General features: G+C 63.1%; 14 protein-coding genes. 11 read left to right on the forward strand and 3 right to left on the reverse strand.

Features of this window, described 5'->3' with window-relative positions; all coding sequences use genetic code 11:
- Positions 1-23: 23 nt before the first annotated feature.
- The 3 genes from QMK31_RS15660 to QMK31_RS15670 are packed head-to-tail and all read right to left on the reverse strand — an operon-like array spanning position 24 to position 5,101.
- Complete coding sequence (locus tag QMK31_RS15660; RefSeq protein WP_283501884.1) at positions 24-2,123, reverse strand: hydantoinase/oxoprolinase family protein; 2,100 nt, start codon at positions 2,121-2,123, stop codon at positions 24-26.
- 22 nt (positions 2,124-2,145) lie between these two features.
- Positions 2,146-3,933, reverse strand: a complete 1,788-nt coding sequence (locus QMK31_RS15665; protein WP_283501885.1) for a hydantoinase B/oxoprolinase family protein — start codon at positions 3,931-3,933, stop codon at positions 2,146-2,148.
- On the reverse strand, positions 3,917-5,101 hold the full coding sequence (locus QMK31_RS15670) for a M24 family metallopeptidase (protein ID WP_283501886.1): 1,185 nt from the start codon (positions 5,099-5,101) through the stop codon (positions 3,917-3,919). Before QMK31_RS15670 ends, QMK31_RS15665 begins: the two co-directional genes overlap by 17 nt.
- 127 nt (positions 5,102-5,228) lie before the next feature.
- On the opposite strand from QMK31_RS15670, the gene QMK31_RS15675 reads away from it, so the two are divergent.
- The 11 genes from QMK31_RS15675 to catC all read left to right on the forward strand — a co-directional run bounded on the left by QMK31_RS15675 (position 5,229) and on the right by catC (position 14,720).
- Complete coding sequence (locus QMK31_RS15675; RefSeq protein ID WP_283501887.1) at positions 5,229-6,002, forward strand: IclR family transcriptional regulator; 774 nt, start codon at positions 5,229-5,231, stop codon at positions 6,000-6,002.
- Positions 6,003-6,162: 160 nt separating this feature from the next.
- Entirely contained in the window at positions 6,163-7,485 is a 1,323-nt protein-coding gene (locus QMK31_RS15680; protein ID WP_283501888.1) for an aromatic ring-hydroxylating oxygenase subunit alpha, read from the forward strand.
- On the forward strand, positions 7,482-8,078 hold the full coding sequence (locus QMK31_RS15685) for an aromatic-ring-hydroxylating dioxygenase subunit beta (RefSeq protein ID WP_283501889.1): 597 nt from the start codon (positions 7,482-7,484) through the stop codon (positions 8,076-8,078). Before QMK31_RS15680 ends, QMK31_RS15685 begins: the two co-directional genes overlap by 4 nt.
- Before the next feature lie 10 nt (positions 8,079-8,088).
- Positions 8,089-8,370 carry a hypothetical protein gene (locus QMK31_RS15690; RefSeq protein WP_283501890.1) on the forward strand — a complete coding sequence of 94 codons (282 nt, stop codon included), beginning with the start codon at positions 8,089-8,091 and terminating at the stop codon, positions 8,368-8,370.
- A complete protein-coding gene (locus tag QMK31_RS15695) occupies positions 8,367-9,077 on the forward strand; it encodes a type 1 glutamine amidotransferase (RefSeq protein ID WP_283501891.1) in 711 nt (236 codons plus the stop codon). Before QMK31_RS15690 ends, QMK31_RS15695 begins: the two co-directional genes overlap by 4 nt.
- Positions 9,078-9,148: 71 nt before the next feature.
- Positions 9,149-10,657 (forward strand): glutamine synthetase family protein, encoded by a 1,509-nt coding sequence (locus QMK31_RS15700; protein ID WP_283501892.1) that lies wholly within the window; start codon positions 9,149-9,151, stop codon positions 10,655-10,657.
- 84 nt (positions 10,658-10,741) lie between these two features.
- Positions 10,742-11,062, forward strand: coding sequence for a 2Fe-2S iron-sulfur cluster-binding protein (locus QMK31_RS15705; RefSeq protein ID WP_283501893.1), 321 nt, complete (start codon positions 10,742-10,744; stop codon positions 11,060-11,062).
- Positions 11,063-11,067: 5 nt separating this feature from the next.
- Positions 11,068-12,366, forward strand: coding sequence for an NAD(P)/FAD-dependent oxidoreductase (locus QMK31_RS15710; protein WP_283502031.1), 1,299 nt, complete (start codon positions 11,068-11,070; stop codon positions 12,364-12,366).
- Positions 12,363-13,472 carry a mandelate racemase/muconate lactonizing enzyme family protein gene (locus QMK31_RS15715; protein ID WP_283501894.1) on the forward strand — a complete coding sequence of 370 codons (1,110 nt, stop codon included), beginning with the start codon at positions 12,363-12,365 and terminating at the stop codon, positions 13,470-13,472. Before QMK31_RS15710 ends, QMK31_RS15715 begins: the two co-directional genes overlap by 4 nt.
- A 73-nt stretch (positions 13,473-13,545) precedes the next feature.
- Positions 13,546-14,403 (forward strand): catechol 1,2-dioxygenase, encoded by an 858-nt coding sequence (catA, locus tag QMK31_RS15720; RefSeq protein ID WP_283501895.1) that lies wholly within the window; start codon positions 13,546-13,548, stop codon positions 14,401-14,403.
- Positions 14,404-14,435: 32 nt separating this feature from the next.
- Complete coding sequence (gene catC, locus QMK31_RS15725; RefSeq protein ID WP_283501896.1) at positions 14,436-14,720, forward strand: muconolactone Delta-isomerase; 285 nt, start codon at positions 14,436-14,438, stop codon at positions 14,718-14,720.
- The last annotated feature ends 143 nt before the right edge of the window (positions 14,721-14,863 follow it).

Below are 14,863 nucleotides of genomic sequence, written 5' to 3' on the forward strand. Positions count from 1 at the left end.
CAGGTTCTGGTTGTGCTGTCTGGCTAGGAGAGGTCGAGCCGTGCTTTCAGGGTGAGCATCTGGTCCCTCAGGTACATCACGAAGGAACCGTTGATGTCGACGACCGTGTTGTACTCATCGAGCACCACAATCGTGGTGGTGCCCAGTTCGATGATCGCCGGGCCCTCGATCTCGTCGAGCGGGAGCATGGCAGCGCCCTGATACACCTCGACTTCGACCATCCGACGCTGAAGCGGCGAGTAGATGTTTCGCCGTTTCTGCTGCGGAATGCCCGCCCCTGGGGTCATAGCCGCGAGGTCGACGCGATCGTTGGGGGTGGAGCCGACGACGGTCAGCCGAATGTTGAGCAGGTCGATCGGCATGTCGACGGTGCTGTAACCGAAGAGCGTGTCGTGCAGCTTATGAAAAGTGGCGTAGAACTCGGCGATGTTCGGCGAGACGAGATTTGCGGGATCGAGTTCGACGTTGATTTCGTACCACTGGCCCTTGTACCGCAGATCGACGGATGGCACGTAGGAGATGGCATCGTCGGCAACGCCCTCAGCGTGCAGGGTTCGGCGGCCCTCGGCCATCATGCCGGTCCACGTTTCGATCAGGTACTCGTCGGACAGGCTTTCCAGTCGCTGGTTCGAGCTCTGCACGTAGTCGTGTTTGAAATCGCACACGAGCATGCCGGCCGCGCAGAAAATCGACGAGTCGCGGGGGGTGAGAAGGATCGGGATTTCCAGCTCTCGGGCGATGGCGGCCGCGTGCACCGGTCCGGCGCCACCGGCAACGACGATCGGGAAGTCCCGGGGGTCGAGCCCGCGACGCACGGTGATGTCGCGCACTCCGGTCGCCATGTTCACGTTGACCATCTGGTAGATGCCGAAGGCTGCTTCTTCCACGCTGATGCCGAGCGGGTCAGCGACGTCGTTCTTGATCGCCTGGATCGACGCTTCCCGGTCGAGTCCGATCTGGCCGTGCAGAAAAGTGTCCGGGTCGATATAGCCGAGCACGACGTCAGCATCCGTGACGGTGGCGTTCACTCCGCCGCGTCGGTAGCAGGCCGGTCCCGGCGTGGCGCCGGCGCTCTGCGGGCCGACCCGGAGCAGGCCGCCTTCATCCACCGAGGCGATGCTGCCGCCGCCCGCGCCGATGGTGTTGATGTCAACCATCGGCAGGGCGATCCGCCACCGGTCGATGATGCCGTCGGTCATGATGAGCGGTTTGTTGTCTTTGACCACGGCGGCGTCGAAGCTCGTGCCGCCCATGTCGACCGTGAGGCAGGAGTCCCAGCCGTGGGCCGCGGTCACCAGCAGGCCGGCAGTCGGCCCAGACGCCGGCCCGGAGAGCAGCGAGAGCGCGGCGCGCTTCGACAGCTCGCCCGGAGTTGCGACGCCGCCATTTGATTGCATGAGGAGCAGGATGCCTTCGAAGTTCGCCTCCTCGAGAAGCTCAGTGAGCGTCGAGAGGTAGGAGCTGATGATCGGTCCGGCGAAGGAGTTGAGCACGGCGGTGCTCATGCGCGGGTAGTACCGGGCCTGTGCGAGAAGCTCGGACGATTTCGTGATGTAGGCCCCCGGCATGACCTCCGCGATGATTTCCGCAGCGCGGTCCTCGTGGCTGGGTTCCGCGTGGGAGTGCATAAACGAGATGGCCACAGATTCCACGGCGTTGGCCTTGAAGATCTCGGCGGCCGCATACACGTCGTCTTCCTGGAGCGCGGTGAGCACGTCGCCCTTATAGTCGACCCGGCCGCCGACCGGCTGGCGCAGGTAACGCGGAACCAGGGGCACGGGCTGCTCGAGGCGGTTGTCATAAGCCTCCTCACGGGTGCCGTCGCGCATCGGCAGCACGTCGCGGAATCCTTCGGTGGTCAACAAGCCCGTGGTCGGTCCGTTGCGGGTGAGGAGGGCGTTCGTGGTGACGGTGGTTCCGTGCACGATGAGTCCGACCTCGGCCATGAAGTCTTCGATGCTCTTGTTCTCGGCGGCGGCGATTTCAGCCAGGCCGATCTGCACTGCCAGGGGCGGATTGGAGGGCACGGAGCTGGTCTTGTGGATGCGCCGCTTGCCGTCGGGATAGATCACGAGGAAATCTGTGAACGTGCCGCCGACGTCGATACCGATTCTGATGTTCATGAGCTCTTCTTCCAATTCTTCTCTAGGCCCGAAGAGCCGTGGTTCGTACCTGGTCGACGGACAGGCCGTCGTCGGCGATGACGACGGCGTAGTCGTCGAGTGCCTTCTGTCGGGACAGCACGCCGTCCCGCACTTCGGCCAGCACCTTGGAGACCGCCCGCTTTCTCGGATCGCCGTAGCCGGCTCCTCCCCCACTGATGGATTCCATGCGCGTTCCCGACGGCAGCTCGATGATTTCTTTGGAGCCCCACAGGTGCTCCCGCCCATCGGGATAGGTGACGGTGATTTCGTTGAGGCCGGAGTCTGCGCCCCCGAACAGTCCCTGGGCCGGAACGGCTCCTTCGTGGCGAACGTTGTCTCCGAGGGTGACGCCGTGCTGGTGCTCGCCGTAGTTGCGCCAGGCGGTTCGGGTGCCCATTCCGCCCCTGAACTCTCCAGCGCCGGCCGAGTCGGGCAGGTATTCCAGATACTCGAGGAAGTGCGGGGAGGTCAGTTCAAACATCTCCGGGTCGGGAGCACGCATCTGGCCGGCGGTGCCGGTGAACCCGAGCGCGTCCCAGCCGTCGGTGCCGAGCATTCCTCCGGGTCCGGTGCGCTGAAACACCGTGAGGGTGCCGAACGCCTCGTTGGTGCGCGGGTCCACACCGTGAGTGGAGGTGCAGAGGTATTTATTCCACCCGGCCGTGACCCGATCTGGAAGAATGCCGGACAGGGCGGTCATGATGCATTCGACGACCTCATCGCACATCTGGTTGCCGAAGACCGTTGCGGCCGGAAACCGCGGGTTGAGCAGCGACCCTTCCCGAAACACCGTCTTGATCGGTTCGAAGAGCCCCTGGTTGGTTGGAATATTGATGCCGCCCGCAGCCATGATCATGAGGAAGGCGATGCGTACGGCCCCCTTGGCCGATGCCGGCGGCATGTTCGTAATACCGGGGGCCTGGTCGTCGCTCGCGGAGAAGTCGAAGGTAATCTCTTCGCCCTTGATTTCGATTTCGCAGGCGATCTTGTACTTCTTGGTGGTGTCGAACCCGTCGGAGACCATCCAGCTCTCGCCGTAGTAGTGCCCGTCGGCCCACCGGCCGACCTCGGCCCGCACCTGGCGTGCCGAGCTTTCCAGGATGTAGTTCATGTGGTCTTCGTAGGTTTCCAGCGTGTAGCGGTGGATGACCTCGACGAGGCGGCGGCCGCCCACCGTGCAGCAGCCGATCATCGACTTAATATCTTCCATGACAAAGTCCATGCGAATGTTCGCGGCGATGAAATCCCAGACGTCGCGTTGCAGCACACCGCGGTGCACAATCTTGACCGGCGGAATTCGCAAGGCCTCCTGCCAGATGTCCTTCGCGTTCGGGTCGTAGCCTCCCGCCGTCATTCCGCCGATGTCCGCCATGTGACCCTTGGCGGCCATCCAGCCGACGAGGCCGCCGTCGGCGAAAACCGGCACGTAGATCCCGGTGTCGGCATTCTGATTGCCGCCGGAATACACGTCGTTGTGAATGATGACATCGCCCTCGTGCACGTCATCGCCGTAGTAGTTGATGATGAATTCGAGTGAGGGGTGCGCGCCGAACGCGATGATGGCGGCGAATTCCGCCTGGGCGAGGGTATTGCCGTGCTTGTCGAACACGACAGTTACCAGGTCGCCGATCTCGTTGAAGATGGGCGAACGGGACGACCGCATGAGCATGCCGGCCATTTCTTTCGCGATCGCGTCGACCCGGCGCTGCAGCACCGACGCGGTGATGGGGTCGATCTTGGTTTTGGTGGCCGATGAACTTGTAGTCGATGAACTAGTAGTCGATGACATTGACGTTTCCTTTCGTCAGGCAGTGCAGGGCGGTGCTGAATTCAGAGAGTTTGCGGGCTCCGGAGGGCTCGACGACGAAGGTGTCGGACATGTATCCACTTCGTTTCTTGGCGTGATCGACCACCATCGGGTGAATCGTGAACACGTTACCGACTTCGATCGTGTCGGTGGCCTGGCCGCCATCATCTTCGACAACGTCCAGCCCGATCCACGGTTGCTCCAGCACATCCAGCCCGAGCGAATGGCCGGACCAATAGGAGGAGACCGCGCCCTCGGATTCGATGGCCTCCAGAACTGCCCGCTGCACCACGTCGGGCGAAGCGCCGGGCTTCAGGCTCGTGGTGGCGGCGGCCATACCCTTCGACACCGCCCTGGCCATGCGAAGGTCGTCGTCGTGCGGTGTGGCGAAGGTGACCATGCGGGACAGTTCGGTCCAGTAACCGCGCGGGCCGACGATCTCGAAGGAGAAGGTGTGCAGGTCGTGCGCGGTGAGTTCCCGACCACGCGGCGGCGCGAAACTGGCCGACACCTGGTCGTTGAAAGTCTCGGTGTACATCGTGAGGAAAAGGGGATCCTCACCGCCGAGCTTGTAGCCCACCTTGTACATCTCCGCGCCGATTTCTCGTTCCGTCACGCCGGGGCGGGCGATTTCGAGCAGTCGCGTGAAGCACTGGTCGAGAACATAAGCGGACTCTTCCACACCGATGATCTCTTCCGGGCTCTTGACCACGCGAATTTTCTCAAAGTTCGCGGAGTAGTCCAGAAACTCAATCGCGGGTAGCCCCTGGGTGAGGGCGAGGTATTCGTCGACCTTCATGATCTGGCCGAATCCGATGATGCCCACTCGCTTGACATTCTTTCGATCCGAGAAGACGTCGACCAGTCCCTGGCCGATCGTGCCAGGGAACCGGTAGTCGTCGACCCAGTCGGTGGTGGGCCGCCGGGCGCCGGCCAGGTTTCCAGACAGCACCACGATCGGCGCCTCATCCCTGAACATGACTGCATTACCCGAGCGGTGGCACAGGTTGTAGTCGGTGACATAGCGGAGGGCGCCCTTGTGACCCCGATAGTCGTTTGCCGCGAAGATCAGACAATCCATGTCGTTGTCTCGCATGGAGGCGTTGAGCAATTCCCAGCGGCGATCCCGCTCTTCCAGATTTGTACTCACGGTACCGTCCACTTCCTCGGTTGACTCGATGTCGAACTTGGTCTTTTCGTGCGCCTCTCGCCGGGCGATAGCCGGACTCTACAAAATAAGTTTTCCCTAGCGCAATAAGTCGTGTATAGATTCTCTTATGCGAAATCCAGAGCAGCAACCGCCCCTCGATTCGGTCGATCGGGCGCTGAAATTGATTGTGGCGTTGAGAAACGGCGAGGTCTTGAGCGTCAAATCCGCCGCTGAACGTCTCAATGTTGTGCCGTCAACGGCCCATCGACTGCTGGCCGCACTCTGCCATGGCGGCTTTGCCATGCAAAACCGGGAACGCCTCTACCGGGCCGGGCCGGAACTCGCCGCGTGGAGCGAAGCCTCCCGGTCAATCTCCAACGTGCGGCAGATCGTGCGCCCCGAACTGGAAACACTGGTCGGCGTGCTTGACGAGACCGTTCAGGTCTGGGTTCTCGAGGGGCCCCAGGTGCGCTACGTCGACGGCGTGGAGAGCGACCAGACCCTGCGGATTCGGGTCGGAATGTGGGATCAGGTACCGGCCTACTGTTCGGCCGGGGGCAAAGCGCTCCTGGCAGCTCTGAGCAATTCCGAGATCGAGCAGCTGCACAGCGGCGGGCTTCCGCCGTGGCGCTCGACGCGCATCACGAGCGTCATTGCCTTGAAACGCCACCTGGCCACGGTGCGCCAACAGGGGTACGCGACGAACATCGAGGAGGCCGCCCAGGGCGTCAACGGAATCGGCGTGGCCGTGCTCGACCGGCAAGGGCGACCCGTCGTGGCGATCAGCGCGGCAATTCCGAGCATCCGCTTCAGCAAGGAAAAGGTGGCCGCCTGCTCATCGGCTTTACTCAGCGCTGCGCACGCTGTCGAGAAGCGACTGCTCACCACGGCCGGCGGCTAGAGAATCAGGTCGCATATTCTTCGCAGAGAAATTGAGTGATATAGATTCTTCCTGACGAAATTTCGGACAACTCTATTTACCGCTCGAACTACCATCCTTAGGCTCGGCTCAATTCAGTGGCTTCGACATCGAAGTCACCTTGTTCTGAGGAGCCGAACAGATGGTCGACGTACTTTCAGTAGTGACGGATCCCCTGGATCCGGTGTCCGAAGGCTGGACCGCCCTCGTACAGGAGGACCGGGTTCACCGGTCGCTGTACACCGAGGATCGAGTCTTCGCCGAGGAAATGGTGAAGGTTTTCGGGCAGACCTGGGTGTATCTCGCCCACGAGTCCCAGCTTCCCGAGCCGAATTCGTTCGTGACCGGAAAACTCGGCCTGCGCCCCATCATCATCACGCGGGACCGCAAGGGGACCCTGCACGCTGTGTTCAATCGGTGTGCGCACCGCGCCGCAACCGTCTGCCGGGAAGAGACCGGTGTCGCGAAAAGTTTCCAGTGCCCCTACCACGGGTGGACTTTTCGCAACACCGGTGAGCTGGTCGGGGCTCCCTGGCCCGGCGGCTACGGCGACACTTTCAACAAAGACGAATTGGGACTTGGAAAGGTATCCCGCGTCGCAAGCTACCGCGGATTCATTTTCGGAACGCTCAACGAATCCGCGCCACAGCTCGAGGACTTTCTCGGCGAAGCGAAGCCCTGGCTGGACTACTGGATCGATCGCGCTCCGGAGGGAGAGGTCATCGTGCGCGCCGGCGCGCACCGTATGGTCTACCGCGGAAACTGGAAGCTCGCCTACGACAACGGCGGCGACGGGTACCACCCCTCGTTCTCACACCGGTCACTGCTGGAAATGGCATCGCGCCTCGGAGACAGCAAGGACATGTCGTACTTCGGCAAGACCCCCGACGACGGAGCAATGAAGATCTACTCGCTCGGCAACGGCCACAGCGTGATCGACCAGCGCCCGAATTTCGACGGACCGGGAAGTATCTGGGCCAACCAGCGGCCGCAACCGGGCCGGGAACACTTTGAGGAACTGATTCGAGCCCGCTATCCCGAGGACGCCGAACGGCTCCTTGACGTGAGCGCCGGAGCCCAGATCAACCTGAGTATCTTTCCGAACCTGCTGATCATCGGCAACCAAATCCAGGTTATCGAACCGCTGAGCGTGGACAAGACACAGCTCGTCTGGAATGCCACGAGCATCGGCGGGGTGCCAGACGAAGTGAACACCATGCGCATGCGCACCCAGGAGGACTTTCCGGCGTTCGGCGAACCGGACGACCAGGCGAACTTCGAAGAGGTGCAACGCGGGTTGGCCGTCACCGAGGTGGAGTGGATCCTCATGAACCGTGGCCTCAACGTGGACGGCTGGCAGACCCTGGACGCCAACGGTGTGGTGGTCTCGGCCGTGACCGACGAGATTCATATGCGCAGCTACTTCGAGGAATGGCTGCGCCTGATGGACGGGACGAACCCATGACGATGCCGGGGATCGACTACTCCGACACATCACGCTGGTCCCACCACGTTGATGCCGATTTCTATGCAGATCTGGAGCATTTCGCGGAGCTGTTCACCGCGGATTGGGCTGTCGCCGACGTTGACGCGGCCCGGAGTGCCGAAGGATTCCTGGCCGCCGAGGCACGCCTGATTGACGAGGCACGGTTCAACGACTGGGTCGAGCTATTCACGGACGATTGCTTGTATTGGGTGCCGATCAGTCCCGGCGGTGGCGACCCGCGGCGGGAGGTCTCCCACGCCTTCGACGACCGTCGGCGCCTGACCGACCGGGTCTTCTGGCTGCGCACCGGGCTGGCCTTCAGCCAGATTCCGCAGTCACGAACCCGCCGGGTGATCAGCAACGTCGAGGTACTCGACGACCCCGGAACCGGACTCCGCCTGGTGCGGTCGAACTTCATCGTGCACGAGTTTCGAGCCGGTGTCGGCAAGACCTACCCAGGCTGGTATGCGCACGTCCTCGCACCCCACGGCGACGGCTGGAAGATCCGCCTGAAACAGGCGAACCTGCTCGACTCCGAGCACGGCCACGAAAATCTCACCCTGGTCTTCTGAAAGGCAGCGCATGAACGAGAACACTCGTGAGGCCACGCTCCTGCTTCGCCGGGAGAATGCGCTGCTCACGGAGAAGATCAAGCGTCTCGAGGGTGAAATCGCCACGATGCGCCCGGTGATCGCACAGGTCAAGCGGCTGAAGATCTGGGACTTTACGCCCTATAGCGTCGAGCTCGACGATTCCTGGCTCGCGCTCGACCGGGTCAACGCCGTTCAGCTGATGCAGGCCCTCGCCGGCACCGACCATTGGAGCCCATGGCATTCCCGCATCGAACCGAGGCCCCAGCCATGACCGGGACCGTGCTCATCGTCACCCACTTTGAGGGCACAGATCTCGAGTGGATTCACAACCTGGTGCAGGCGCGCGGCCTGCAGTCACAGGTCGTCCATCCGTTCGCCGGGGACGATCTTCCGGAGCTCGGCTCACTTGCAGCGGTGATCTCTCTGGGAGGCCCGCAGAGCGCCTATGACGGGGCGCGGCATCCGTTTCTCGTCGATGAACGGACCTTCCTTGCTCGCGCGGTCGAGCAGCAGGTTCCCGTTCTGGGCATCTGCCTCGGGTCACAGATTCTGGCTCTCGCCCTCGGCGGCACTGTCGTTCCTGGCTCCCAGGGTCTGGAATGCGGACTCATCGACGTGCGGCTGGCTCCCGGCAACCACACCCTGCCGGAGGTGACGGGTCGATTCTTCTCCTTCCACAGCGACAGCTTTATTCCGCCGGTCGGAGCCGAGCTGCTGGCCGTCTCAGACCGCTATCCGCAAGCCTGGCGGTTCGGTTCCGCTCTCGCCATTCAGTTTCACCCGGAAATTTCCCCGACCGGGATCCAGACGCTCCTGACCGTTGAAGCGGCCAAACTCACCGCCAACGGCGTCGACCTGGCCGAGCTGCTGAGCGCGGCGATCCGAGACGAGGGGCGCGCGTGGACGAGCGCGCGACGAGTCATCGGCGGCTGGATCGACACCGCCGTGCTGGCAGGCGAGCGCCAGACGATTCCCTGACGGACTGATCCGTACCTGTTCCATCACCCGAACGCGGCCCCACCGGAGCCGCACAATCAAGGAGCACTCACATGCTGGACGAAGTCACGTTGACCCGAATGAAGTTCATTGCAAAGCACGACCTTTACACGGACAAGCAGTTGGAAGCCGCTGAGCGTTCCCGGATCGCGATGGACGCGGCGGGAATCGAAATCGTGCGGCTGGCCTGGCCGGACCAGCACGGTCTGCTGCGCGGCAAATCGCTGACCAAGGAGGCCTACCTGTCGGCTCTGGAAAGCGGCATGGACATAACGATGGCGCCGTTCTTCTTCGACTCGGCCAACGCTGTGGTGCTAAATCCGTTCACCGCAGATGGCGGGTTCGGGGTTGAAGGACTCGGGGGCAGCCCGAACGTGAAAATGGTCCCCGATCCGGGCACCTTCACCATCCTGCCGTGGGTTCCGGATACCGCGTTTGTGTTGTGCGACCTGTACATGTCGAACGGGCAGCTCTTCCCCTTCGCCCCCCGGTCCATCCTCAAACAAGCCTTGCAGAAAATGGCCGACCTCGGCTTCAAACTCATCGCCGGTATCGAGATGGAGTGGTATCTGACCCGGGTGGTCGACGACCTGCTCAGCACTGGCTCGATGGGAGCGCCCGGCTCGCCGGCCGACCCGCCCAAGGTCGCCCCGGTCGCTCGCGGTTACAGCTACCTCCTCGGAGACCACCTCGATGAGATCGACGACATCCTCCGCCCGATCCGCAAAGCCATCATCGACATGGGATTGCCGCTGCGTTCGATCGACGACGAGTGGGCACCCAGCCAGGTTGAAACCACCTTCGACGTGCTGGAGGCCCTCGCCGCCGCTGACGCGGCGGTGATCTTCCGCATGGCCACCAAGCAGATCGCCAAGCGAAACGGATTCCTCGCTTCGTTCATGTGCACCCCGGCTATTCAGGGCTTCTACGCCAACGGATGGCACCTGCACACCTCGGTGGTTGACCTCGAATCGGGCCAGAACCTGATGGTCACGGACACGAGCGAGCCCCTGTCTGAACTGGGCCAGCACTACGTCGGCGGAACCCTCGCCCACGGTGTAGCCGCATCGGTCTTCACGACTCCGACCGTGAACGGATACCGCCGCCGCCGGCCGTACTCGCTGGCCCCCGACCGGCTGACCTGGGCCCAGGACAATCGGGCCGCCATGATGCGCGTCATCAGCGCACCCGGAGACGTGTCGTCCCACGTCGAAAACCGCGTCGGCGACTCCGCTGCCAACCCGTATCTGTACATCGCCGCCCAGGCAGCCGCTGGTCTGGACGGCATCCTGAAAAAGACGAGCCCCGGTCCGCTCTCCGAGGACCCGTACTCCCAGGATGTCGTGCAGCTTCCGACAACGCTCGCCGACGCCATCGACGAGCTGGAAGCCGACACGTTCTACCGCGAAGCCTTCGGCGACCACTTCATCGACTACCTGGTGTTGATCAAGCGGAGCGAAGTCACCCGGTACGACGCCTGGGTTGCCGCGAACCCTGACCCGGAGACCTACGTCAACGGTGTGACCGATTGGGAGCACCGCGAATATTTCGAGCTCTACTAACCCGTTCCTCCATCCGCCGTTGTTGTGGTCCGCGCCGTCTGGCGGACCACAACAACGGCGCATCACCAAACCAGGTAGGTTCTCATGCCCAAGATCATCCTTCACGCCCCGAACGGCGCACTGTTCACCGTCGACGCCCAGATCGGGGCATCCGTCATGGAGACCGCGGTCAAGCATGGAGTTCCCGGAATCGTCGCTGAATGCGGCGGCGCGCTCTCCTGTGCCACGTGTCACGTCTACATTTCGGATGCGTTCATCGGTCTCACCGGCCGAGCTGATGACTTCGAGGACGAGATGCTCGATGACACGGCCGCTGACCGCAAGCCCAATAGCCGCCTGTCCTGCCAGATTCGCATGACCGCTGCACTCGACGGTCTCGAAGCCCACATCGCCCCGGAGCAGTGACGATCATGCACGGCTCGCGCGCCGCATCCGCTGGCACTCTCATCGTTGGTGCCGGCCAATCCGGTCTGCAACTGGCCGTTTCGCTGCGCGAGGGCGGATACACCGCGCCGATCACGCTGGCGGGCGCGGAGGCGGGCGGCCCCTACCAGCGGCCTCCGCTCTCCAAGGCTTTTCTGGCCGGCACCGTCGACGAAGACAATCTGGCCCTTCGTGCCGCCGGTTTCTACACCGACCATGACATCGACATCGTCCCGGCGAGCCGCATCGTCACGGTGAGCCCGGATCGGGGCGACGGCGGCAGCGCACTCATCGATGGGGGTCGGGTCCTACGGTTCGAGCGACTGGCGCTGACCACCGGATCGCGGCCGCGCCGACTCACCGTACCGGGGGCCGACTTGTTCGGCGTCTGCTACCTCCGCAGCGTCGACGACGCCGGCCGACTGCGCCGGCTGCTCGAGGCAGCGCGCGATGTCGTCGTCATCGGCGGCGGATTCATTGGCTTGGAAGTGGCCGCCGCGGCTCGTCGCCGAGGGTTGCAGGTGACGGTCGTCGAATCGTCCGGTCGCCTGCTGAAACGAGTGGTCGCACCGCCGATCTCCGAGTTCTACCGGCAGGCCCACGAGAAACGGGGAGTGCACTTTCGGATGGGCTGTGGCGTCACCGCCGTGCACGGTGACGGGAACAATAGAGTGACGACGGTTGAGCTCTCCGACGGCACCCAGGTCGCGGCCGATATCGTGATCGTCGGGATCGGCGTCGAGCCGCGCATCGAGCTGGCGCGGCAATTGGGGCTGGACTGCGCTCGCGGCATCATCGTCGACGACCGGGCGCAGACGAGCATCCCGTCTGTGGTCGCGGCCGGCGACTGCACCGTGCAGCCGCATCCTCAATATCCGGAAACTCTCGTCGGCCTGGAATCCGTGCAGAACGCGGTTGACCAGGCTAAAGTTGCCGCCGCCACAATCCTCGGGCTGTCGCGCCCACCCGCCGTCGTGCCGTGGTTCTGGTCTGACCAGGCCGACCTCAAACTGCAGATCGCAGGGCTGTCGACCGGATACGACGAGTTCGTCGTGCGCGGCGATCCCGCGACGGAGTCCTTCTCCGTGCTGTACTACCGCCAGTTGCGCCTCATCGCGGTCGATGCGGTCAACCAGCCGCACGATTTCATGGCCGTCAAGCGCGCACTGGCCCTCGGAGTATCGATACCGGCCGCCGTGGCCGGAGACACGCGCTCGTCGCTGAAGTCCCGAATGGGCGCGTCCGACCAGGCCGACGAGCGCCTCACGGTGGGAGTGCGGCCGTGAGAATCACCCGAATTGAGACGATTCCGTTTGCCATCGACTACACAAAACCGCTGCGATTCGCGAGTGGGGAGGTGCGAACGGCAGCGCACGTTCTGGTGCGCGTGCACAGCGAAGACGGCATAGTCGGCACCGCAGAAGCCCCGCCGCGTCCGTTCACCTACGGTGAAACGCAGCAGTCGATCGCCGCGGTGATCGACACGGTCTTCGCGCCGGAGATCGTCGGTCTGTCCTGCCTCGACCGCGAGGCCATCCATGCCGTAATGAACCGCACAATCGGAAACCCGACGGCGAAATCCGCCATTGATATGGCGGTGTGGGACGTGATTGGGCAGTCACTCAAGGTGCCGGTCACTCGGCTCCTGGGCGGGTATGCGGATCGGATGCGGGTGTCACACATGTTGGGGTTCGCCGACCCGGCGCAAGCGGTTGCCGAAGCGGAGCGGATGCGTGACCTGCACGGCATTACGACATTCAAGGTCAAAGTCGGCCGCAACCCGATCCACCTCGATGTCGCCGTCTGCCGGGCCCTGCGTAACCAACTGGGCGATGCGGTAGAGCTCTATATCGACGGGAACCGCGGATGGACGGCATCCGAATCGCTGCGGGCTTTGCGGGCGATGGACGACCTGGACCTCACCTTCGCAGAAGAGTTGTGCCCCGCAGACGATGTGCTCGGTCGTCGATGGCTCGCCGAACGCAGCCCGATACCGCTCGTCGCGGACGAAAGCGTGACCCGACCGGGCGAGGTGACCCGCGAGCTTCTGGGCGGTGCCGCCCATGCCATCAGCATCAAGACGGCACGCACCGGATTCACCGCCTCGCAGCGCGTTCTCTTCGCATGCGAAGGACTGGGGGTTGAGGTGATCATGGGAAACCAAATTGACGGCCAGGTCGGCACCGTGTGCAGCGCCGCGTTCGGCTCGGCCTTTCAGTCCACCAGCCGTCGGGCCGGTGAGCTGTCAAATTTTCTGGACATGGCCGACGATCTGTTGGCCGAGCCACTCACGATCCGCGACGGGATGCTCCCCATCCGCCAGTCCCACGGCCTGGGCATCCATATCGATCCCGAGAAACTCACCAGATATCGGCAGGACCAGTCGGACTAGCCGACTGCCCTCTGTCGCAACAGACTACGGCCCCATCGCTGTGATGCGGACGGACAATGAAATGGAGAAAAAGATGTCATCTGAAATTATCGAAGTGGAAGCCTCCGCTGCAGCTTCGGGAAATGCCGCAACGGCGCGGTTCCGGGAGAGCGGCAAGACCACCGCTGTTGAGACCTCCACCGAACGAGTCTCCCTCCTCGCCAACGAGGTACTGTCTGCCGTCTACGACACCGTGCGACGGAACCAGGTCACCTACGCAGAATTCAACGCGCTCAAGGCGTGGTTGATCCAGGTCGGTGAAGACGGCGAATGGCCGCTTTTTCTGGACGTCTGGGTAGAGCATGTCATCGAAGAGGTCGCCACCGGCGATCGCGAAGGCTCAAAGGGCACCATCGAGGGCCCCTACTACGTTCCCGACGCGCCGACACTGCCCACCCCAGGTACCTTGCCCATGCGCGACAACGAACCTGGCACGCCTCTGCTTCTGCGCGGCACGGTGGCGGGAACCGATGGAGCGCCCTTGGCCGGCGCCCACGTGGAGATCTGGCACGCCGATGACGACGGTTTCTATTCCCAGTTTGCCCCCGGCCTGCCCGAGTGGAACCTGCGCGGAATCATCGTGGCCGACGAGTTCGGAAACTATGAGATCAACACCATCCAGCCGGCTCCCTATCAAATTCCGACGGGCGGTTCGTGCGGCAACCTGATCACCGCCGCCGGTTGGCACGCCTGGCGTCCGGCGCACCTGCACCTGAAGATCTCCGCCCCTGGCCGCCAGCTACTCACCGCCCAGCTCTATTTCGAGGGAGACTCCTACCTCTCCAATGACGTCGCATCAGCTGTGAAGCCGGAGCTGGTTCTCAAGCCGCTCCCCACGGCCGACGGTAACGGCCGACACGTCACCTACAACTTTGTGCTCGACCCGGCCTGACCGGTGACGACCCAACGAAATAGAGAAAGCTGATGTTGTTCGCCGTGCGGATGAGCGTCGCCCTGCCCCCCGACATGGACGAGGACGTCCAGGCCGACATCCTGACCCGAGAGAAGACCTATTCCCAGGACCTTCAAAATCGCGGAGAATGGCAGCAAATCTGGCGGTGCGTTGGGCAGTACTCCAATCTGAGTATTTTCGACGTTGCCGATAACGAGCGGCTGCACAGCATCCTCTGGAATCTGCCACTGTTCCCCTATCTGGACATCGAAGTGACGCCGCTGGCCAGGCATCCGTCCCGGGTGAGTGCGTCCTAGCAAGGGCGTCTGGCCCGTTTAGCGACGATTCGCTCGGTGGCCGCCGAATCATTTCAGCGGCCACCGAGCATCGACCAATCGGGCGGGGCGAGGCGACCGGTAGACTTGCCGGGTCAAGCATCCGCTATCTCGGGGAGAATTCC

This window comes from Cryobacterium sp. PH31-O1, assembly GCF_030063455.1.
In the GTDB taxonomy this organism is placed as follows: Bacteria; Actinomycetota; Actinomycetes; order Actinomycetales; family Microbacteriaceae; genus Cryobacterium.

What these genes read in the sequence shown, in the direction of transcription:
- QMK31_RS15680 (WP_283501888.1), top strand. Translation starts at nt 6,163, where the DNA reads ATGGTCGACGTACTTTCAGTAGTGACGGATCCCCTGGATCCGGTGTCC.
- QMK31_RS15700 (WP_283501892.1), top strand. Translation starts at nt 9,149, where the DNA reads ATGCTGGACGAAGTCACGTTGACCCGAATGAAGTTCATTGCAAAGCAC.
- QMK31_RS15685 (WP_283501889.1), top strand. Translation starts at nt 7,482, where the DNA reads ATGACGATGCCGGGGATCGACTACTCCGACACATCACGCTGGTCCCAC.
- QMK31_RS15710 (WP_283502031.1), top strand. Translation starts at nt 11,068, where the DNA reads ATGCACGGCTCGCGCGCCGCATCCGCTGGCACTCTCATCGTTGGTGCC.
- QMK31_RS15695 (WP_283501891.1), top strand. Translation starts at nt 8,367, where the DNA reads ATGACCGGGACCGTGCTCATCGTCACCCACTTTGAGGGCACAGATCTC.
- QMK31_RS15705 (WP_283501893.1), top strand. Translation starts at nt 10,742, where the DNA reads ATGCCCAAGATCATCCTTCACGCCCCGAACGGCGCACTGTTCACCGTC.
- catA (WP_283501895.1), top strand. Translation starts at nt 13,546, where the DNA reads ATGTCATCTGAAATTATCGAAGTGGAAGCCTCCGCTGCAGCTTCGGGA.
- catC (WP_283501896.1), top strand. Translation starts at nt 14,436, where the DNA reads ATGTTGTTCGCCGTGCGGATGAGCGTCGCCCTGCCCCCCGACATGGAC.
- QMK31_RS15660 (WP_283501884.1), bottom strand. Translation starts at nt 2,123, where the DNA reads ATGAACATCAGAATCGGTATCGACGTCGGCGGCACGTTCACAGATTTC.
- QMK31_RS15675 (WP_283501887.1), top strand. Translation starts at nt 5,229, where the DNA reads ATGCGAAATCCAGAGCAGCAACCGCCCCTCGATTCGGTCGATCGGGCG.
- QMK31_RS15665 (WP_283501885.1), bottom strand. Translation starts at nt 3,933, where the DNA reads ATGTCATCGACTACTAGTTCATCGACTACAAGTTCATCGGCCACCAAA.
- QMK31_RS15690 (WP_283501890.1), top strand. Translation starts at nt 8,089, where the DNA reads ATGAACGAGAACACTCGTGAGGCCACGCTCCTGCTTCGCCGGGAGAAT.